We start from the raw sequence: 20,848 nt of genomic DNA, 5'->3' as shown, positions 1-20,848 counted from the left end.
GCCAGGTCCATTTCCCATGACTTCCTCGCAATTCGTCTCACCGGACGAAATTCGCACCCGTTTTTCCCAAGCGATGTCGGACATGTACCGGCAGGAAGTGCCTCAATACGGCACACTGCTGGAGCTGGTCGCGGACGTGAACGCCGAGGTGCTGGCCGCTGATCCCTCGCTGAAAGCGCAATTGGGTCAGGCTGGTGAGCTTGAGCGCCTTGACCTGGAACGTCATGGTGCGATCCGGCTTGGTACGCCCGAGGAACTGTCGACCATTCGTCGTGTGTTCGGTGTGATGGGCATGTCGCCGGTGGGGTATTACGACCTGTCGGTGGCTGGTGTGCCGGTGCATTCGACGGCCTTCCGTCCCGTGACCGACAAAGCCCTGGCGATCAACCCGTTCCGTGTGTTCACGTCCTTGCTGCGCCTGGAACTGATCGATGATCCGGCCCTGCGTGCCGAGGCCGCTGCCATCCTGGCAAAGCGCCGCATCTTCACCGAGCAGGCGATTGCGCTCACCGACAAGTTCGAGCGCGAGGGTGGACTGAATTCGGCAGACGCCGACGCGTTCGTTGCACAGGCGCTGGAAACCTTCCGCTGGCACAACGCCGCCACCGTGGATGCACAGACCTATCACCGTCTGCATCAGGCGCATCGGCTGATCGCCGACGTGGTCTGTTTCAAGGGCCCGCACATCAATCACCTGACGCCGCGCACGCTGGACATCGACACCGCACAGGTCGAGATGCCCAAGCGCGGCATCGCGGCCAAGGAAGTGGTCGAAGGCCCGCCGCGCCGCGACTGTCCGATTCTGTTGCGCCAGACCAGTTTCAAGGCGCTGGTCGAGACCATTGCGTTCCAGGGGGCTGCTGACGGCACGCCGGGTACCCACACGGCGCGCTTTGGTGAAATCGAGCAACGCGGTGTGGCGCTGACGCAAGCCGGCCGCGCGCTGTACGATCGCCTGTTGGCGCAAGTGCGTGACGTCGGCCAGGCAGGCAATGCAGGCCAGGACTATGAAGGCCGCCTGGCGTCGGTCTTCAAGGAATTCCCCGACGATCACACGGCATTGCGTCAGCAAGGCTTGGCCTATTACCGCTACCAGGCAACCGATGCCGGTGTGGCAGCAGCCGGCCCGGCGCTTGCCGGCGAGTCCCTGGACAGCCTGATTGCGCAAGGCCATGTGCTTGCGCATCCGATCGTGTATGAAGATTTCCTGCCGGTCAGTGCCGCCGGTATTTTCCAGTCCAATCTGGGTGGCACCGAACAGAAAAGCTATACCGCGAACGCCGCAAAAGCGGTGTTTGAACAAGCCCTGGGCAGCCAGGTGCTGGACGAAATCGGTTTGTACGAAGCGGCTGAACGTCGCTCGATCGAACTGGTCCGCACCCAGTTGCAAGGCTGACGGCCCCTTTAACTCCTGTGATGAAAACCATGACTCAATCTGACGTGTCGATCCGCCCCTTGCTGTCGCGCCTGGGTGTATCGGAAGCTGTGTTGTCTGCCGGCAATCTGAATGTTCGTTCGCCCATCGACGGTGCCAATCTGGCCAAACTGGCCACCCATTCGGTTGCTGACGTCGACACCATCGTCAAGCAAGCACAGACCGCGTTCCTGGCATGGCGCTCGGTGCCGGCCCCGCGTCGCGGCGAACTGATCCGTCTGTTCGGCGAAGCGCTGCGTGCTGAAAAAGAAGCACTGGGTGAACTGGTTTCCTACGAAGCCGGCAAGATCCGCGTGGAAGGCCTGGGCGAAGTTCAGGAAATGATCGACATCTGCGACTTCGCCGTCGGCCTGTCGCGTCAGCTCTACGGCCTGACCATCGCTTCCGAGCGGCCCGGTCACCGCATGCTGGAAACCTGGCACCCGCTGGGCGTGGTCGGCGTGATCAGCGCCTTCAATTTCCCGGTCGCCGTCTGGGCTTGGAACGCTGCGCTGGCCATCGTCTGCGGCAACCCGGTTGTGTGGAAACCGTCGGAAAAGACCCCGCTGACCGCTCTGGCTTGCCAGGCTTTGTTCGAGCGCGTGCTTGCCAATTTCGACGGTGCACCGGCCAATCTGTCGCAAGTCGTGATCGGCGAGCGTGACACGGGCGAAGCCCTGGTCGACAACCCGCTGGTGGCGTTGGTGTCGGCCACCGGCAGCACCCGCATGGGCCGCGAAGTCGGTCCGCGCGTGGCACAGCGTTTCGGTCGTGTTCTGCTGGAATTGGGCGGCAACAACGCCGTGATCGTGGCCCCCACCGCCGACCTGGATCTGGCCGTGCGCGGCATCCTGTTTGCGGCTGTCGGCACCGCCGGTCAGCGTTGCACCAGCACGCGTCGTTTGATCGTGCACAGCAGTGTGCGTGAGCAACTGGTGGCTCGTCTGAAGAAGGCTTACGCGGCACTGCCGATCGGCAATCCGTTGACCGCGGGTAACCTGGTTGGCCCGCTGGTCGATGAGTCTGCCTTCAAGGGCATGCAGTCGGCGTTGGCGTCGGCCAGGGAGGAGGGCGGTGTGGTGTTCGGTGGCGAGCGTGTGTTGGCTGACCAGTTCCCGAATGCGTTCTATGTGAAGCCGGCTATCGTGGAGATGAAGGGCCAGAGCGCTACGGTCCGTCACGAGACGTTCGCGCCGATTCTGTATGTGCTGTCTTATGACACGATCGATGAGGCGATTGCGTTGCAAAACGATGTGCCGCAGGGTCTGTCGTCGGCGATCTTCAGCAATGATCTGCGTGAAACCGAGACGTTCTTGTCGGCTGTTGGGTCGGATTGCGGTATTGCGAACGTGAACATCGGCACGTCGGGTGCTGAAATTGGTGGTGCGTTCGGTGGCGAGAAGGAGACTGGCGGTGGTCGTGAGTCTGGTTCGGATTCATGGCGCGCGTACATGCGTCGTGCAACGAACACGATCAATTATTCGCGTGAGTTGCCGCTGGCGCAGGGTATTCGTTTCGACGTCTGAGTTTTTGAAGTGGTAGCTTGAAAATTGCGACTGCACTGGGTTCTGGGGCAGTCGCTTTTTTTTCGTCTGTTTGGTTTTGTGTGTGTCGGAGTTTGTGTTCTTTGCCAGTGCTGTTTGCTCATGACGGTGTGAGCGCTATTGAGCCAGTCGCGGGTGGTGGGGCCGGCTCGTCTGCCCCGCTTGACCTTGGCGTCGGGTCTCCGCCCTCCACCTTGTCCAGAAGGGCAGCCAACCCGGCCCCACCACCCACGCCTTCAGAACTGCTTGGTTAAAAGCTAATCCCGCCTTTGGGCGTCTCGATTCTTCTGGCTGCCAAGTGCTGGAATCGGTTCTCGGCATGCGCTGGCCACCATTCTTGCAAGCCAAGCAGCCGGCCCCGGGGACTAGCTGGCCAGGTCGCCACGAAGCGAATCAACGGCTCACGTTTCGGACCGTCCTTCAGCAGCCTTTTACGGCAGCGCCACTCAAGAAAATTTGTGCTCCTGCTTGACGGTGGGGTGGCACCGAAGCGGGTGGCCGCCGCGTCACGGCATGCGGAGAGCGGCAGCGACGATCGTGGCGCTGGCGGCTGATTTGGTACATGCATTCAACGAAAGTGTGTGGTCTTTCAGAATGCTTGGCAGCATCAGCGTCTACCATTGCTCACCACTGTTCCGAGCGTTCTTCATCAGTTCGGACGTTTAATGCACGGCGCTTCAAAACGCCAATCTTCAACGCCCCGCTTTTTCGTCGCATTACCTGGTGCGCGGCCACCCGCTTCCTTGTCACCCCACCACCAAGCAGACGCGCGAATCCTTTGCGTGGCGCTGTTCTTAAACGCCGCTGAGGGACAGGCGGAACCGCGAGCCGCTGAGTCGCTTCGTGGCGACCTGGCCAGCCAATCCCCGAGGCCAGCCGCATGGGTGTCAAGGATGGTGGCCCCCGCACGCCGAGAGCCGCGTACAGCACCTGGCAGCCAGAAGCGTGCAGACCATCCACAGGCGGGATTGGCTCTTAACCAAGAAGGTTTGAAGGCGTGGGTGCCGTGGGCGCGGCGACTGCCCTTCTGGACGACGTGGAGGGCGGGAGACCCGACGCGTAGGTCCAGCGGGGCAGGCGACGCGCCCACGGTGCCCACGACTGGCAGAAGAACAACCACACCACCAGAACCAAAACCCACCCAGCCAGCTACGAGAAAACCCTAAAAGCAGTAAAGCGAACTCATCCGCTGTCTTCGTGACGTCTTTTTACTGTCAACACAACGTAATAAGTCGACCCCACACTGCGCCTGTCTAGACGATTCGGGGATCCACATCATGGAAACCGCGCTGCGCATAAAAGGTCTCAACAAACACTTCGCCAACGGCAAACATGCCCTGCGCGATATAGATCTGACCGTTCGACGTGGCGAGATGGTGGCTCTGATCGGCGCGTCCGGCTCCGGCAAATCCACGCTGCTGCGACACGTCGCCGGCCTGGTCACCGCCGACGCAGGCAGCGAATCGCTGATCGAAATCGACGGCCGTTGCGTCCAACGTAACGGTCGCATCAGCAGCGACATCCGCGCCGTACGCGCCCACGTCGGCTTCGTCTTCCAACAATTCAATCTGGTTGCCCGCCTGCCCGTGCTGATGAACGTCATGGTCGGCCTGGTACACCGCATGCCCTGGTGGCGCAGCCTGCTGCGCGTGTTCGTCGCACAGGAACGCGCCCTGGCACTGGAAGCGCTGACCCGCGTCGGCATCGCCGATTGTCATGCGCAACGCGCATCTACTTTGTCCGGCGGCCAGCAACAACGTGCGGCAATCGCGCGCACGCTGGTGCAAGGAGCCAAGGTCGTGCTGGCTGACGAGCCGATTGCGTCGCTGGACCCGGAATCGTCGCGCAAGGTCATGGAAATCTTGGCGCGCATCAATCGCGAAGATCGCAGCACCGTGATCGTCTCGCTGCATCAGGTCGACATCGCCGTCAAATACTGCCCGCGCGTGATCGCACTGCATCAAGGCAAGGTGGTGTTCGACGGCCCGTCGGCGACGCTTACGCCCGCCTTGTTGCGCGACTTGTATGGCGTGCAGGCCGACGAAATATTGGCACCGGCAATGGCCCCAAATGTGCCGCCGCAGACTGCGCCGCAACCGGCCATGGCTGGCTGGGCTGCGCAAACCCAGGTTGCCTGAATGCTGCGTGCAGAGGCTTGATCAGCGCCACTGAGTCGCAGGTTGGACCTTCCTGAATGCTGTCGGAACAGGAAACCGAAGCAGGCAGCCCAAATTAGGCAGTTGAAGCAGGCAGTTGAAGCAGGCAGCCCAGACCAGCCGCAGGCCAAGCAGCAAAACCGCATTCTGAACCTTAGCCGCAGCGGGCATTGGCCCACTGCGTTATCCCTTGTCGTCCCTTCCTTTGTCGTCTACTTCAATTATGTGGAACCCACCCATGATCAAGAAACTGTGCGCAACCCTGGCTATCGGCCTGGGCATGACCGGCGTGTCGATGGCGCAGGACATCAACTTCGGCATCATCTCGACCGAGGCCACGCAAAACCTGAAGGGTGATTGGGAACCGCTGATCGCTGACATGAGCCGCGAAACCGGCATGAAGGTCACCGCCTTCTTTGCCCCGGATTACGCCGGCATCATCGAAGGTATGCGCTTCAACAAGGTGCAGCTGGCCTGGTTGGGTAACAAGTCGGCGATGGAAGCCGTGGACCGTGCCAAGGGTGAAGTGTTCGCCCAGATGGTCAATGCCGATGGCACGCAGGGCTATTACTCGCATCTGATCGTGCACAAGGACAGCCCGGTCAACAACCTGCAGGACATGCTGGGCCAGGCCAAGAACCTGTCCTTTGGCAATGGTGACCCGAACTCGACGTCTGGTTTCCTGGTGCCGGGCTTCTACGTCTTTGCGCAGAACAAGGTCGACGCCAAGACCATCTTCAAGGTGACGCGCAGCGCCAACCACGAAAGCAATGCACTGGCCGTGGCCAACAAGCAGGTCGACGTGGCCACCAACAACAGCGAAAACCTGGACAAGATCAAGCAGCGTTACCCGGACAAGTTCAACGACATCAAGATCATCTGGACCTCGCCGCTGATCGCGCTTGACCCGCTGGTGATGCGCAGCGACCTGCCGGCCGACCAGAAGGCAAAGCTCACCAAGTTCTTCCTGAGCTACGGCAAGGACGCACGTGAAAAAGAAGTGCTGATGAAGATCTCGAAGCTGTGGGGCTTCAAGGCATCGACCAATGCCCAACTGCTGCCGATCCGCCAGATCGACCTGTTCGGCCAGCGCAGCAAGATCGCCGCCGACCCGGTGATCAACGAGACCGACAAGGCCGCTCGCCTGGCCGAGATCGACAAGAAGCTGGCCGCGCTGAACTGATCGCCCGCAACAAGCCTGTGATTGTGTAGTTGCTGTAGTTGCTGTAGTTGCTGTAGTTGCCAAGGGCCGCCGCGTACCTTTCGGGTTCGCGGCGGTGTTCCATCCGACGCCTGATATTTTCCGACGCCCATGCAAACCATGCTTCCTTCTCACGGCGTGACCACGCCTGTTCCGCCCGCGCCGAAGCGCAGCCTGGTCTGGTATCTGTCCTGGGCAGCCATGCTGCTGTTGCTTGCCGCGTCTTGGGACGGGGCCGACATGCGGCCGCTAGACCTGTTGCGCGACAGCGGCAACATGGTCAGTTATTCCGCCGAATTCTTCCCGCCCGATTTCACCCAGTGGCGCATGTACGTGACCGAGATCGTGATCACCTTGCAGATCGCGCTGTGGGGCACGGTGCTGGCCGTGATCACGGCCGTGCCGCTGGCTTTGCTGGCGTCATCGAACATCGTGCCGTGGTGGGTGTACCAGCCGGTGCGCCGCTTCATGGACGCATGCCGCGCGATCAACGAAATGGTGTTTGCCATGTTGTTCGTGGTGGCAGTTGGCCTGGGGCCGTTCGCGGGCGTGCTGGCCTTGTGGATTCACACCTCGGGGGTGTTGGCCAAGCTGTTCTCGGAATCGGTCGAGGCTATTGACCCGCAACCGGTCGAGGGCATCCGATCCACCGGCGCAAGCGCTTTGCACGAGATCGTCTACGGCGTGCTGCCGCAAGTCATGCCGCTGTGGATCTCGTTTGCGCTGTACCGCTTTGAATCCAACGTGCGTTCGGCCTCGGTGGTCGGCATGGTGGGGGCGGGCGGGATTGGGGTGGTGCTGTGGGAGATCATCCGGGGCTTCCAATATTCGGAGACCTGCGCGGTCATGCTGCTGATCATCGTCACGGTGAGTGCAATCGACCTGGTGTCGGCACGCATTCGCAAACACCTGATCTGACAGGGCGTAGCGCCGATTGCTGCGCCAGTTCTTGCGGGGGGCTGGCCACCCCCGTTTGAACTGGGTATGGCCTGTGCCCGCTATTCGCGGTTTGCGATCAGGCCTGCCGGCTCTAAGATGAGCGTCTTGCGTGTCGGTCGGCGTGTCGTCCGGCATGATTGCCGACTTATCCAAATTCTGCAGCGCCACCATGATTCTTCACTATATTTTCGATCCCCTGTGCGGCTGGTGTTACGCGGCCGCGCCCTTGGTTGAGGTCGCCCGCAGCATTCCTGGCCTGGAAGTCAGGTTCCATGCAGGCGGCATGATGACCGGCTCGAATCGTCGCCCGATCACCCCTGAATGGCGCGCGCACGTCATGCCGCACGACTTGCGCATTGCCAAGCTCACGGGTCAGGTGTTCGGTGACGCGTATCTCGACGGCTTGCTGAACGACTTGGGCGCGGTCATGGATTCCGAGCCGCCGACCACCGCCATCCTGGCCGCAGAAGCGCTGGGTGGCCGTGGCCTGGACATGCTGGCGCGCCTGCAACGGGCGCACTATATCGAGGGCCGCCGCATCGCCGATCCGGCTGTGCTGACCGATATGGCGGTCGATATCGGCATGAACCCGCAGGCTTTCACCGCTTTCTTCGGCAACGTGTCGGGCGAGGCCACGCGTTATCACATCAGTGCCAGCCGCAACCTGCTGGAGCAAGTAGGTGGCAAGGGCTTCCCGACCTTTGTGCTGGAATACGGACGCCAGCGCGAAACGCTGTCCATCGGGTCATGGCTGGGCCAGCCCGATACCTGGCGGGAATATCTGCTGGAACGGGTAGAGACTGCGCAGGATTGATTTGGGCGGACGTTGGTAATCAGCACAACTGCGCATCAGCGCTTGGTCGGGAAGCTTATTCAGGCCAAATGCTGGATGACTGCTGCAGAATCGCGGCTTCAGTAGTCAGTCTGGTGTTTGCGCGCTCAGTTGCAGCGGCTGCCCAGATTATTGGGCGATGTTTTCGCCTGATGTTTTGCCCGATATCTTTGCCCGATATCTTTGTCCGGTTTTTTTGTCCATCGTCCCGATCATCCGTACCCAAGGACACCGTCATGAGCAAGGTGCACACCGCCGCCCAGCAGGGCTTCTCGACCTCGGCCCAGGCCTATGTCCGTGGCCGTCCTGAATACCCGGCCGAGATTGTGGACTGGCTGACCAAGGAACTGGGTCTGGGCGCCGGCAAGACGGTGATCGACTTGGGGGCGGGGACGGGCAAGTTCACCAAGCTGCTGACCAAGACGGGCGCAACCGTGCTCGCGGTCGAACCCGTGGATGCCATGCGTGAACAGCTGGGCACGGCCTTGCCTGCGGTGCAGACCTTCGCCGGCACTGCGCAGGCCATGCCTTTGCCGGATGCATCTGCCGATGCCGTGGTCTGCGCTCAGGCTTTCCATTGGTTTGCAACCACAGAAGCGCTGGCCGAGATCCATCGTGTGCTCAAACCCGGTGGACAGCTTGGCTTGGTGTGGAACGTGCGCGATGAATCGGTGGACTGGGTGGCGGCCTTGACGCGTTTGGTCACCCCCTACGAGGGCGATGCGCCACGCTTCTACAAAGGTGACTGGCGCAAGCCTTTCGATGGCAGCTTTTTCACCCCGTTGCTGGAGACTGCCTTTCCGTATGAACACGTGGGCAGTGCCGAGGACGTGATCGTCGACCGTTTCCTGTCGGTAAGCTTCATCGCCGCCTTGCCAGACGATCAGAAAGCCCACGTGGCAGCGCAACTGCGCGCCCTGGTGGCCGCCTATCCGGCGCTGCAAGGGGACACGGTGTCGTTCCCGTATCGCACGCAGGTTTATCGCGCCACGCGATTGGCTGATTGACTGTGGGTGCTTGATATCCGTTGATCAATATCAGTTGATCAATATCAGTTGATCAATATCAGCCGATCAACACTGATCTCGATCATCTACCCTCATCAAGTCTCTTCGCCAGTCACATCCGGCAGAAGCTGCGCCATGAACTGCCTCAGCACCGGCGTCATCTGCTTGTCCCGGTGGGTGACCACATGACATTGCCGCATCATCGTCGGCAGTGTGCTGCGCACCGCACACAAGCGGCCGGCAGCAATGAAATCTTCCACCACCCAACGCGACAGGCAGGCCACGCCCAGCCCTTCGGCGGCGGCACGCATGATGGCTTCGGAACTGCCCAGTTCGATGCTGCGGCGGTAGGCGCGCAAATGCGGCAGCAAGGCCTGGTCTGTGGCTTCCCGGGTGCCTGATCCTGACTCGCGCAGCAACCACATGGTCTCGCGCAGCTTGGCCAGGGTGACGGGCGGCTGGTCTTTGCACGCCGGGCCTGCGAACACGCTGGCCGGTGCGGCAACGATCAGCAGTTCGTCATGTACCCACGGCGTTACCTGCAAAGCTGTCTCGTGGCACGGGCCTTCGATCAAGCCCACATCCAACTCGAACGCCGCCACCGACTCGCAGATGGCCGCGGTATTGCCAATGGCGACCGTCGATTTCCAGTCGGTGGTCTCGCGTCGATGCCCATCGCCCAGGAACTTGCCCAGCAGACTGGGCAACAGGTAATTGCCGATAGTCGTGCTGGCCCCGATGCGAAGCGACTGCATCTGGTCACTGCCTTCGCGTGCGAAGTTCTCGACGCCAATTGCGGCATCCAGCAAGGCCAGGGCGCGTGGCAGCAGGGCGCGACCGTTCTCGTTGAGCAACAGGCGTTTGCCTGCGCGGTCGAACAGTTGCAGTGACAGCAAACGTTCAAGCTCGTTGACGGCCGAGCTGGTGGCGGATTGCGACAAGGCAATCTCGGCGCTGGCAGCAGTGGTGCTGCCGTGGCGCGCAACCGCGACAAAAATCTGCAGTTGGCGCAGCGTAAGACGCAGGACGTCCATGAACAAAAATATCTATATAGCTACTGGTTAGATAGATATTACGCAAATAACACGTTGGACGGGTTTTTCCGGCGTCCGTAGATTGGCGGCATCCCCACCGTATCTGCCGGACCCACCATGAACCGCCCCGCATCACCCTCGCTCGCCACCGTTGGCGGTCCCACGACAGTATCGATATCGGGGTGGATGGCAAAAATGTGGCCGGGCCTGGCGCTGAGCGCTGCGCTGGCCTGTTGTGCGATGTGGCTGGGTGGCAGCGGCTGGGCACAGGCGCACGGGCTCAGCGCACTGACGCTCGCCATCATCATGGGCATGGTGATCGGCAACACCGTCTTCCCACGCATTGCCACAGTCAGCACACCGGGTATCAATTTTTCCAAGCAGCGCTTGTTGCGCGCGGGCGTGGTCTTGTATGGCCTGCGGCTGACCATGCAAGACGTTGGCTTGGTCGGGCTGACCGGCGTGGCCATCGACGCCTTGGTGATCGGCTCGACCTTCATGCTGTCCTGCTGGCTGGGTGTGCGCTGGTTGGGCATGGAACGCAAGACCGCCATGCTGATCGGCGTGGGCAGTGCGGTGTGTGGCGCTGCGGCGGTGATGGGTGCAGAGCCTGTGGTGAAGGCGCGGGCCGAACAAGTTACGGTCGCGATTTCAACGGTGGTGGTGTTTGGTACCTTGTCGATCTTTCTGTACCCGCTGTTGTTCGATCTGAATGCGATCTGGCAGTTTATTCCTGGTGGCACGCATGGCTTCGGGGTCTATGTGGGATCGACCATTCACGAGGTTGCGCAGGTGGTGGCGGCGGGCAGGGCGATTGGCCCCGACGCGGCGGGTGCGGCGGTGATTGCGAAGATGGTTCGCGTGATGATGTTGGCCCCGTTCCTGATTCTGCTGTCTGCCTGGCTGGCGCGTGATGAGGCGCGTGAGGGTGGGGACGCATCAGGCGATGGAAAGCGGAAGATGGCGATCCCGTGGTTTGCGTTCGGGTTTGTGGCGGTTGTTTTGTTCAATTCGCTGCAGGTGTTGCCGGCTGCGGTGGTTGAGGTGTTGTTGGCGATTGATACGGCTTTGTTGGCGATGGCGATGGCGGCTCTGGGTTTGAGTACGCATTTGAGCGCGATTCGCAAGGCGGGCATGAAGCCTTTGTTGTTGGCTGCTTGTTTGTTTGTGTGGCTGGTGGTTGGGGGTGGGGTGATCAATCGGGTGATGGTTTTGCTGCTGGGGTGATGGGGTAGCGTTTTTTGAGCTTTGTTTTTCTGTGGATGGGGTGAGTGTTCTTTTGCCAGTCGCGGGCACCGTGGGCGCGTCGCCTGCCCCGCTGGACCTACGCGTCGGGTCTCCCGCCCTCCACGTCGTCCAGAAGGGCAGTCGCCACGCCCACGGTACCCACGCCTTCAGAACTGCTTGGGTAAAGGCCAATCCCGCCTGTGGGCGTTTGCCGTTTTGCTCGCTGCTTGGTGCTGGAATCGGTTCTCGGCATGCGTGGGCCGCCATCCTTGAGCGCCATGCGGCTGGCCGTGGGGAATGGCTGGCCAGGTCGCCACGAAGCGAGTCAGCGGCTCACGGTCTGGCCGTATATCAGGGGCCTTTCAGGGCGGTGCCACGCAAAAGAATTCGCGCTTCTGCTTGGTGGTGGGGTGACTTGGAAGCTGGTGGCCGCGCACCAGGTAATGCGACGAAAAGGCGGGGCGTTGAGGATTGGCGCTTCGAAGGTTGCGCATTGAACGTTCGGGCTGATGAAGAACGTTCGAAGCGGTGAGTAACCGTGATCAGCGGTAATGAACGCCGATGCAGATGGGCGTTTCCAAAAGCCCTCACACGTCCGTTGAGCGCATGTATTAAATCAGCCGCCAGCGCCGCGATCGTCGCTGCCGCTCTCCGCATGCCGTGACGCGGCGGCCACCCGCTTCGGTGTCACCCCACCACCAAGCAGATGCGCAAATATTCTTTCGTGGCGCTGCCCTGAAAGGCCTCTAAAGAACGGCCCGAGACGTGGGCCGCTGAGTCGCTTCGTGGCGACCTGGGCGGCCAGTCCCGAAGGCCAGCCGCGTGGGCATCAAAGACGGTGGCCATCGAATGCCGAGAACCGATTCCAGCACTTGGCAGCCAGAAGATTCCGCACGCCCAAAGGCGGGATCAGCTTTTAACCAAAGCCGTTTTGAAGGCGTGGGTGGTGGGGCCGGGTTGGCTGCCCTTCTGGACAAGGTGGAGGGCGGAGACCCGACGCCAAGGTCAAGCGGGGCAGCCAATCCGGCCCCACCACCCGCGACTGGCACAAGAACAACCAGACCTTCAGATAAAAATCAGCTGACGAGAAACCCTCGCAAGCAGGGTGCCACGACGATATCCTGGCACCCATCAGGACAGATCAAAACCCCATCGTCGCCGACAACTTGAACGTCCGCGGCGCGCCCTGCGTCAGATAGCCGCCCGTCGCAGAATTCCAGTATCCGCGATCCGCCACATTCTCGACATTCGCCCGCCAGACCACGTCATACCCACTCACCTTCGTGCTGTAGGCTACCCCCAGATCAACCCGCGTCCAAGCCTTCAACCGCAGAGAGTTGCTGGCATTGAACGCCTGCGGACCCACCCGAACCACCTGGCCCTGCGCCGTCAAACCAGCCACCCCCGGCACATCCCACTCGACCCCCGCCGTCGCCTGATAATCCGGCACGCCCACCGCATCGTGCCCATTGTTCGTCCCCTGCGCCGTCCGCTTCAGCTTCGCATCGTTGAACGCAATCCCGCCCAACACACGCACGCCACGCACCGGCTCGCCATACACCGTCAATTCAAGCCCACGATTGCGCTGCAAACCATCAACACTGTAGATACGCGTAGCTGAATCCGTGATGGCCGACGGCTGCTCAATTTCATACAAGGCCACGCCCGCGCCGAAGTTGCCACGATCCAGCTTGATGCCGATCTCGTTTTGCTTCGAGGTATACGGCGCAAACACCTGGCCCGCATTGGCTGCACTGTTCGGTGCGGTCGGGCCTTGTTGCAGGCCCTCTATGTGATTCGCGTAGATCGACACCTGGTCCCAGGGCTTGAACACCACGCCATAGACCGGGCTGGTCACCGAGCTGTTGTAGTTCGCGTCACGTACACCGGTATAGGTGAAGCCCTGCACATCGATCGACTGGCGGCGTGCGCCAAGGGTGAACAGCAGGCGGTCGTCGAGCACGCCGATGGTGTCCGATACCGACAGGCCATGCATGCGCGTGCGGCTGCGCATGCCGGGGTCGTTGAAATTGCCGCCCGACGAGGTCGCGCGCGGCAGGGTGACAAAGTTGGGGTTGTACAGGTTGGTGGTGTAGGCGGCACCGGAGATGAACGCGGTACGGGTCTGGCGGTATACGCCGGAATAGCCCAGGTTCAGGCTGTGGCTGACCGGGCCGGTGCGGACTTTGCCGCGCACACCGAATTGCGCGCCGACCGAATCCGACTCAAAGGGCACGCTCAGACGTGATGCGGTGGCCGCACCATTCAGGGCGGCCACGGTGGGCGAGGAATACGTGCCCAGCTCTTCGTTGCGGCTGGCTCCCACGCCTGCGTAGGCCGTCCAGCTGTCGCTCAGATCGACTTCGCCGCGCAGCATGCCGAAGGTGCTTTTCAGGTCACTGAAGCTCCAGTCTTGCGCTGAGTTGTGCGAGGCATTCGGGGTCTCGGGCACGGCTTGCAGCGCACTGCCCAGGTAAGTCACGGTGCGGCCCTGGTTCACTTTAAGGCGCTGGTAGCCCAGGTCGAAAGAGGTGCGCACCTTGTCGCCGCGATAGTCCAGGCCGATCGAGCCAATGGTGTTGTTGCGGTCTTCGCGATCGATGCCGGTGTCACCGCTGCGTTGCAAGGCGTTCACCCGCACGCCAAAGGCTTGGTCAGGGCCGAAGCGACGTGCCACGTCCAACGATCCGCCCACTTGCGAGTCGCTGGTGTAGTCCACTGAAAAGCGGTTCAAGGGGGTGTCGCCGGCGCGCTTGGGTTCCACGTTGATGGCACCGCCAATGCCGCTGCCGCTGGGCGATGCGCCGGACAGGAAGGCGTTTGCACCCAGCAGCACTTCAACGCGTTCGATCATCTGCGTGGCAATGACCTGGCGCGGCGCAATGCCGTACAGGCCGCCAAAGGACACGTCTTCCGACAGCAGCGGGAAACCGCGCACCACGAACACCTCGGCAAAGTTGCCGAAGCCATATGAGCTTTGCACCGAGGGGTTGTTCTTCAGCACGTCGGACAGGTTGCGTGCCTGCTGGCTTTCGATCAGCGCCGAGGTGTAGCTGGTGACGCTGAAAGGTACGTCGGCCGCGTCTTGCTCGCCCAGCACGCCAAGGCGGCCGCCACGGGCGATCTGGCCACCCGGGGCAGGCGGCGGCAGGGTGTCGCCTGCGGTGGGGATGGCATCACCGGTGACAGCAATCGGGGTTAGCGTGGAGACGCCAGTTGCGGCGGGGGCGGTCTGTGCCCAGCCGGCACCGGTACCAAGCAGGCCGCAGGCCAAGGCGGCGCGGATGGCGATCACCAACGCAAGTGGTTTGCGTGGTGCATTGGAAAGGGCGGAATTGCGGTCGAAGCGAGTCATGAAACGATCCTGGTCACAAAGTAGGCGGCGCACGCAGTCGCGCCGCAGCGAAAGGCAAATGCCGATGGGTTGGGTGTCCCAACAGCCTTCAGTAGTCGATGGTCACCGCGAGCTTCACGGTTCGTGGCGTACCTTGGGTCAGGTAGCCGCCGTTGGCCGACGCCCAATAGCGGCGGTCCGTCACGTTTTCGAGGTTGGCTCGCCAGGTCACGTCATGCCCGCGAATGCGGGTGGCGTAGCGCAGGCCAAGGTCCATGCGCGTCCACGCAGGCAGGCGTTGGGTGTTGTTGGCATTGGCGAACTGGGGGCCGCTGCGAATGATCTGGCCCTGAGCGGTCAGCCCGTCGATGCCGACCCACGTCGCGGGTAGATCCCACTCACCGCCCAGGCTCAGCTGGCTGCTGGGCACGCCGATCGCATGGCGACCTTGCGTATTGCGGTCGCCAGTGCGCGTAAGCCTTGCGTCGATGAAACTTGCGCCGCCCACGATGCGCAGGCCGGGCAGGACCTCGCCCGCCACGGTGATCTCTGCGCCGCGATTGCGCTGTTCACCGGCCGGCAGATAACGCAAAGACGTCGCGTCCACGTAGGCGTTGGGCTGGCGAATCGCAAACAGGCTGGCCGTCCAGAACAGGCCAGCGGCTTCCAGCTTGATGCCGAGTTCGTACTGGCTGGACATGAAGGGGGCGAAGGTTTCGCCCGCGTTGGTGGCTGCGGCCGGTGCCTGGCCACCTTGCGCCAGGCCTTCGGTGCGATTGGCGTACACCGACAGGTATTGCCAGGGCTTGACCACAATGCCCAGCATGGGCGTCAGCGCTGCGCGGTCATAGGCGGATGTGTTGATGCCGCGATAGTTGAAGGTCTGGGCCTTGATCTGCTGATAGCGCGCACCCAGACTCAGCTGGATACGATCATCCAGCCACGACAAGGTGTCAGACGCCGCAATGCTGCGCAAGCGACTGCGCCGGGTCAGGCCCGGGTCTTGAAGATTGCCGCCGATTTCGGTGGTGACGGGATAAGGCACATCAGGCGGGTCGTACAGACTGGTTGGAAAGCCCGGTAGCGCGCGGCTGTAGGCGGCGCGAGTCTGGATGTCGCTCAGCGAGGCCGACAAGGTCAGGCGGTGCGCGATTGCACCCGTCTGGACACGTCCGCGCAGGCCGGTTTCGAACGATGCGTTCTCGGCGCGATACGGCACGGTCAGGCGGCCGGCAATGCCCACCCCATTGGCGTTCACAGTGGGTGATGAATAGGTGCCGAACTCATTGGTGCGACTGCCGCCGACACCCGCGTAGGCCTGCCAGTCCGGTGCCAGATCGACTTCACCACGCAGCATGCCGAAGCGCGTGCTCAGCCGCGACAGGTTCCAGTCCTGACCGTAGTTGATGGTGGTGGATGGCGGCGGCGGTACGCCTGCATCGCTCAGGTACACGACGGAACGTCCGCCGTTGATGGTCTGGCGCTGGCGGCCGAGGTCCAGGCTGGTGCGCCAGCCTTCGCCGCGATAGTCGAGCGCAATCGCATCGAACTTCAGTTGCCGGTGTTCGTCATCGATGGCTGTGCTGCCGCTACGGCGCGCGCTGCTTATCCGCAGGCCCAGGGCGGCGTCGTCGCCAAATCGGCGTCCCAGGTCGATGCTGCCGCCGACCTGTCCGCTGGTGTAGTCCAGCGTGACTTCTGTCAGTGGTTTGTCGCCGGCACGCTTCGGTTCGATGTTCAGCGCACCGCCAATGCCGCTGCCGGTGGGTGCTATGCCATTCAGAAAGGTGTTGGCACCTTTAAGAACGTCGACCCGCTCGATGATGTTTGCCGGGATGATCTGCCTGGGCAAGACACCGTACATGCCGCCAAAGGTGACGTCGCTGGCCGACAGTGGAAAGCCTCGGACGATGAATTCTTCCGAGAAATTGCCGTGTCCCAGCGCGGTCTGCGAAGCAGGGTCTGCGCGTATCACGTCGCCAAGGGTCTGCGCCTGCCGGTTCTGCACCGTCTGCCGGGTGTAGCTGGTGACGCTGAAGGGCACATCGGCCAAGTCGCGCGTGCCCAAGGCACCGAAGCGTGCGCTGCGGCTGGTCTGGCCGACCGCTGTGTTGCTTGCATTGCTTTCATTGGCACGTGCCGTGACCGGAATGGTGGGCAGGCTCACGACGCCGCCTGGCAAGCGGCGCAAGGTGTACGCGCCGTCGGTGTCGCGCAATGCTTGCAGGCCGTGCTCGGCAAGCAGCCGCGCCAGCACGTCATCGATGTCGTAGTCGCCCAGCAGGGCAGGGCTTGTGCGCCCGCGTGTGAGTGCCGGGTCGAAGGACAGCGTTACGCCGAATTGTTGGGACACACGGTTAAGCGTGTCTTCCAAAGGACCACTTTGCAGGTGCACGGGTTGAACGGCGGCAAGCGGCTCGCGTGGCACGACCTGTGATTGAACCGGTCCGGCGGCACACAGAAGCGCGCCAAGGATGACAGGCGTCAGGCAGCCTCGCGCCCAGGTCTGCACCTGCATATGTTTCTGCACCCACATACGTCTCTGCACCCACAGGCCAACACCATGCGCGCGCAGAGGCGCGGTGCACGGAGCTTGGCAGGGGAAACGGACAACGGACACGACGCGGCACAGCCTTTTTTTGATGCTCTTACTGGTATGCCGAACCAGATTCAAAAACCCTCAAGGAAATCGCAAAATATTTTTGAAGGGTCTTCGAAAACACCATCGATGTTCAGGCGCGTCCGACCGTCACCCAGTAAGGCGTCACTTGCCGCAGCTGCACGGGCAGGCTGTGTGTCAGCGCCCGCAGCACCGCATCGGTAGGCGAATCGCCGCGCAGCTGTAACACGCCAGACACTTGCCAACTGGCTACATCGGCATCGCAGTCCAGCCACCCATCGCGATAGCGTGACAACTCGGCAAGCAAGGCATCCAGCCGAATCTGCTTGACCACCAGCACCTGCCGCGTCCAGCTCAGCCCGTCCAGCGCGGTGTCTGGCAGGCGTTGTACTTGCCGGGTGTCGATACGAAACGCGTCACCCGCATGGGCGACGGCGGCGGGTTCGATGTTGTCTGGTGCATCCATCTGCGCGCCGGGGTGCATGGCAACGGCACCTTCTTCCATACGCAACCGTGTATGGTCATCGTCCAGCCGCACGCCAAAACGGGTGCCGAGTGCTTGCAGTCGGGCATGACCGGTCTGTACGCGCAGCGGGCGAGGATCAGGATTCGCCGCTGGGTTCGAGCCGTGTGCAGCCTGCGCACTCACCACAAAGATCTCGCCTTGTCGCAACACGATCAGGCGTTGGGTGGCCGAATACACCACGTCGACCGCACTGCGCGTGTTCAGGCGCAGTTGAGTGCCGTCACTCAGCGTGACGCTGCGTTGTTCCCCAGTGCCAGTTGCATAGTCGGCGCGCCAGCGTTGCCAGGGCAGTTGCCGCGTCAGCAGCAATGAGCCGCCGCCCATCAGCGTCCAGGCCAGCAGCTTGGCGCTGCGGCGCTTGCTGCGATCGACTGGCGCTGCTGCTGCGCGTGCCGCATGCAATGTGTCTCGCGCCAGATGGCGCGTGTCGTGGGGAAGGGTATGCAAGGCCTGCAGCGGCGCTTCGGCTGCCTGCAATTGCAGCCACGCGGCTTCGTGTGCAGGGTGCGCCGCCCGCCAGCGCCGACAGGATTCCAGCGTGTCGCGGTCGGCAAAACCAGACTGCGCACGCACCATCCACATGATGGCGGCGTCGAGTACCTCGGGTGCAATCGACGTAGTTACGGACGTCATGCGTGCAGCCCGGCAGCGGGGGCTTGTCTGCTTGAACACCAAGCCACGTGACACCGCGAATCACCCGCTTGAATCTGGCAGCCTGCGCTTTCCAGATTCTGGATTTCAAGCCGCATGGCTGGCCAGATAGCAATGGCGAATAGCCGTTGCCATGTACTTTTCCACCGCGCTGACACTGACGCCCAGCTGCGATGCAATGTCACGGTAGTCCAGTCCATCCAATCGCGACATCAGGAAGGCGGTGCGCGCCCGGTCGGCCAGGCCGTCCAGCAGACGATCGATCTGCGCCAGGGTTTCCAGCAACATCAGGCGCATTTCCGGCGAGGGCGTGACTGCTTCGGGTTGCTGCGCCAGGGCTTCCACATAGGCCGCTTCCAGTCGCTGCCGGCGCACCATGTCGACCAGCAAACCCTGCGCTATGGTGCTCAGATAAGCACGCGGCTCGCGCAGCGAGCGCGCCTCGGGCATGCGACCAAGAATGCGCACAAACGTGTCTTGCGCAAGGTCGGCGGCCCCATGCGTGCAACCCAGGCGTCGACGCAACCAGCCGACCAGCCACTGGTGGTGATCGGCGTAAAGCACGTGCACGGCATCGTTGGCCGTGTTGCCTGGGGTGGAAACGAGTTGCGCGCGCATGAGGGTCTATGGGGTCCTTGAGAACAAGAATGGTTTTCATTCTACCAAGGCCATGCCAGTCATTCTCCAGTTTGGCCAGAGGGGATAGGCTTTGCTGGCCCGGTGTCGTGAATCTGCGTCAACTACGGTCTGGTTATAAGAATGTGTGCTGATTTGGCGTCAAACCGTTCGTCGTGCTGGCCCTTGCGCCGATAAACTCAGCTCCATGTCAGATTCCCCGCTCAAGCGTTCTGTGGCAGATATTGCCGCGCTATGCCTGCGGCATCTGGGGCGTTCGATTACCGGGTATCTCTCGCGTCACGTCCTGGGTGCGGCGGGCATGCTCATGCTGAGCATGTTGACGCTGTTCGCCGCCGTGCTGTATCGCGAGCGGGTCGATGCCTTGGCGCATGCGCGTGAAACCTCGGGCAATCTTGCAACCATCGTTGAACGCGATCTGTCCCGCAATCTCGAGTTCTATTCCTTGTCATTGCAGGCGATGGCCGACGGATATCGCCAGCCTGCTGTGATGAGCATGCCGGTCCAACTTCGCGATCAGGTCTTGTTTGACCGCGTGACGCTTGCGCGGCACATCTCCTCGGCTTACCTGATCGATGTCGATGGCAATGTGGCGGTCGATCTGAAAGGGCGAACGCTGAACGTCAACGTGAAAGATCGCGACTATTTCCTGGCGCACTCGACCCTGGCCGATACTGGCCTGTTCCTGAGCAAGCCGCTTGTGTCACGTCTGTCGGGTGAACTCAATGTCGCCATCAGCCGACGCGTGTCGGGTGACAACGGGGAGTTTCTCGGTGTTGCCGTCGTGGCCATCAGCACCAACTACTTCCGCGATCTGCTGGACGGTCTGACGCTGGGCACGGGCGCGGTAACCGCAATTGTGCGCAACGATGGCACGCTTCTGATGCGTCAGCCCAAGAAAGAAGGCTTGACCGCCACGATTGGCAGCAACGCTGATTTTCGGCTGATCCAGCATGCGTCCTCGGGAAGCTTCATCGGGACGAGCACCGTGGACAACATGCGTCGCCTGTACGTGTTCAAACGGGTCGATGACTACCCGCTTGCCGTGGTGATTGCCCCGGCGGTGCAAGACATTCTGCACAATTGGACGATACGCGCGCTCTTGCTCGGCGCAATGATGCTGACCTTTGCCACGGGCTTCCTGTTGCTGTCACGACGTCTGGCAAATGAGCTGGAAGGCCGTTGGCGCGCAGAGCAGGAATTGAAGAAGCTGGCTGGTACCGACGCACTGACCGGGCTGTCGAATCGTCGGACCTTGGATACGGTGCTGAATCGGGTGTGGGCGCGCGCATCGCGCACGCGCCAGCCGATTGCCTTGCTGTTCCTGGACGTCGATCACTTCAAGGCCTACAACGACCGCTATGGGCATCAACAGGGCGACGCTGCCCTGGTACAGGTTGCGCAGGTGCTGGGTGATTGCCTGCACCATTCGACAGGTCAGGCAGCGCGATATGGCGGTGAGGAATTCGTGCTGGTGCTGCCGGACACGGATCTGGCTGGGGCGTGGGCCGTGGCAACCGAGGTCTTTGCCGCGATTGCTGCCTTGAACGTGCCCCATCAGGACGGTATCGGCGGCAGCCTTACCCTGAGCATCGGTATCGCCACATCATTGCAGCCGGGCGTCAGCAGCCCCGCTGAACTGCTCGATGCGGCCGATCAGGCCTTGTACATGGCCAAGGCAGGCGGGCGCAGCCGGGCCGAGATATTCGTGCCTGTTCAGGCCTGAA

The 20,848-nt window shown here is 62.0% G+C and carries 14 protein-coding genes; 9 read left to right on the top strand and 5 right to left on the bottom strand.

All coding sequences use genetic code 11. From position 1 onward, the window contains the following. Positions 1–16 precede the first annotated feature (16 nt). The 7 genes from hglS to FXN63_RS15750 all read left to right on the top strand — a co-directional run bounded on the left by hglS (position 17) and on the right by FXN63_RS15750 (position 9,093). Positions 17–1,396 carry a 2-oxoadipate dioxygenase/decarboxylase HglS gene (gene hglS, locus FXN63_RS15780; protein WP_148816183.1) on the top strand — a complete coding sequence of 460 codons (1,380 nt, stop codon included), beginning with the start codon at positions 17–19 and terminating at the stop codon, positions 1,394–1,396. Positions 1,397–1,425: 29 nt separating this feature from the next. Next, complete coding sequence (amaB, locus tag FXN63_RS15775; RefSeq protein ID WP_148816182.1) at positions 1,426–2,940, top strand: L-piperidine-6-carboxylate dehydrogenase; 1,515 nt, start codon at positions 1,426–1,428, stop codon at positions 2,938–2,940. Positions 2,941–4,235: 1,295 nt separating this feature from the next. Then, positions 4,236–5,096, top strand: a complete 861-nt coding sequence (gene phnC / locus FXN63_RS15770) for a phosphonate ABC transporter ATP-binding protein (protein WP_148816181.1) — start codon at positions 4,236–4,238, stop codon at positions 5,094–5,096. A gap of 256 nt (positions 5,097–5,352) precedes the next feature. Beyond that, positions 5,353–6,297 (top strand): phosphonate ABC transporter substrate-binding protein, encoded by a 945-nt coding sequence (gene phnD / locus FXN63_RS15765; protein ID WP_148816180.1) that lies wholly within the window; start codon positions 5,353–5,355, stop codon positions 6,295–6,297. Between the two features lie 138 nt (positions 6,298–6,435). Then, a complete protein-coding gene (phnE, locus tag FXN63_RS15760; RefSeq protein WP_187394912.1) occupies positions 6,436–7,233 on the top strand; it encodes a phosphonate ABC transporter, permease protein PhnE in 798 nt (265 codons plus the stop codon). A 190-nt stretch (positions 7,234–7,423) separates the two neighbouring features. After that, positions 7,424–8,068: a DsbA family protein gene (locus tag FXN63_RS15755; protein ID WP_148816178.1), complete on the top strand. Its 645-nt coding sequence runs from the start codon at positions 7,424–7,426 to the stop codon at positions 8,066–8,068. Positions 8,069–8,322: 254 nt separating this feature from the next. Continuing rightward, positions 8,323–9,093, top strand: coding sequence for a class I SAM-dependent methyltransferase (locus FXN63_RS15750; RefSeq protein ID WP_148816177.1), 771 nt, complete (start codon positions 8,323–8,325; stop codon positions 9,091–9,093). A 95-nt stretch (positions 9,094–9,188) separates the two neighbouring features. On the opposite strand, the gene FXN63_RS15745 is transcribed toward FXN63_RS15750, so the two are convergent. Then, positions 9,189–10,127, bottom strand: a complete 939-nt coding sequence (locus FXN63_RS15745) for a LysR family transcriptional regulator (protein WP_148816176.1) — start codon at positions 10,125–10,127, stop codon at positions 9,189–9,191. 117 nt (positions 10,128–10,244) lie between these two features. Here FXN63_RS15745 and FXN63_RS15740 point away from each other — a divergent pair, with 117 nt between their 5' ends. Beyond that, positions 10,245–11,354, top strand: a complete 1,110-nt coding sequence (locus FXN63_RS15740; protein ID WP_222863926.1) for a YeiH family protein — start codon at positions 10,245–10,247, stop codon at positions 11,352–11,354. Positions 11,355–12,495: 1,141 nt separating this feature from the next. Here FXN63_RS15740 and FXN63_RS15735 read toward each other — a convergent pair. From FXN63_RS15735 to FXN63_RS15720, 4 genes are all read right to left on the bottom strand, one after another. Then, positions 12,496–14,709, bottom strand: coding sequence for a TonB-dependent receptor (locus FXN63_RS15735; RefSeq protein ID WP_148816175.1), 2,214 nt, complete (start codon positions 14,707–14,709; stop codon positions 12,496–12,498). Positions 14,710–14,797: 88 nt separating this feature from the next. Beyond that, positions 14,798–17,224: a TonB-dependent receptor gene (locus tag FXN63_RS15730; protein WP_148816174.1), complete on the bottom strand. Its 2,427-nt coding sequence runs from the start codon at positions 17,222–17,224 to the stop codon at positions 14,798–14,800. Between the two features lie 196 nt (positions 17,225–17,420). Then, the gene (locus FXN63_RS15725) at positions 17,421–18,467 is read right to left on the bottom strand and encodes a FecR domain-containing protein (protein ID WP_148816173.1); all 1,047 of its coding nucleotides are present in this window, start codon (positions 18,465–18,467) and stop codon (positions 17,421–17,423) included. Between the two features lie 105 nt (positions 18,468–18,572). Further along, the gene (locus FXN63_RS15720; protein WP_148816172.1) at positions 18,573–19,103 is read right to left on the bottom strand and encodes a sigma-70 family RNA polymerase sigma factor; all 531 of its coding nucleotides are present in this window, start codon (positions 19,101–19,103) and stop codon (positions 18,573–18,575) included. A 205-nt stretch (positions 19,104–19,308) separates the two neighbouring features. Between FXN63_RS15720 and FXN63_RS15715 the strand changes: the two genes are divergently transcribed. Further along, positions 19,309–20,847, top strand: coding sequence for a sensor domain-containing diguanylate cyclase (locus FXN63_RS15715; RefSeq protein WP_148816171.1), 1,539 nt, complete (start codon positions 19,309–19,311; stop codon positions 20,845–20,847). The last annotated feature ends 1 nt before the right edge of the window (position 20,848 follow it).

Origin of the sequence: Pigmentiphaga aceris (genome assembly GCF_008119665.1) — a bacterium.
Taxonomy (GTDB): domain Bacteria; phylum Pseudomonadota; class Gammaproteobacteria; order Burkholderiales; family Burkholderiaceae_B; genus Pigmentiphaga; species Pigmentiphaga aceris.
The sequence above is the reverse complement of the archived record's forward strand: the minus strand, read 5'-3'. Positions and strand labels throughout refer to the sequence as shown.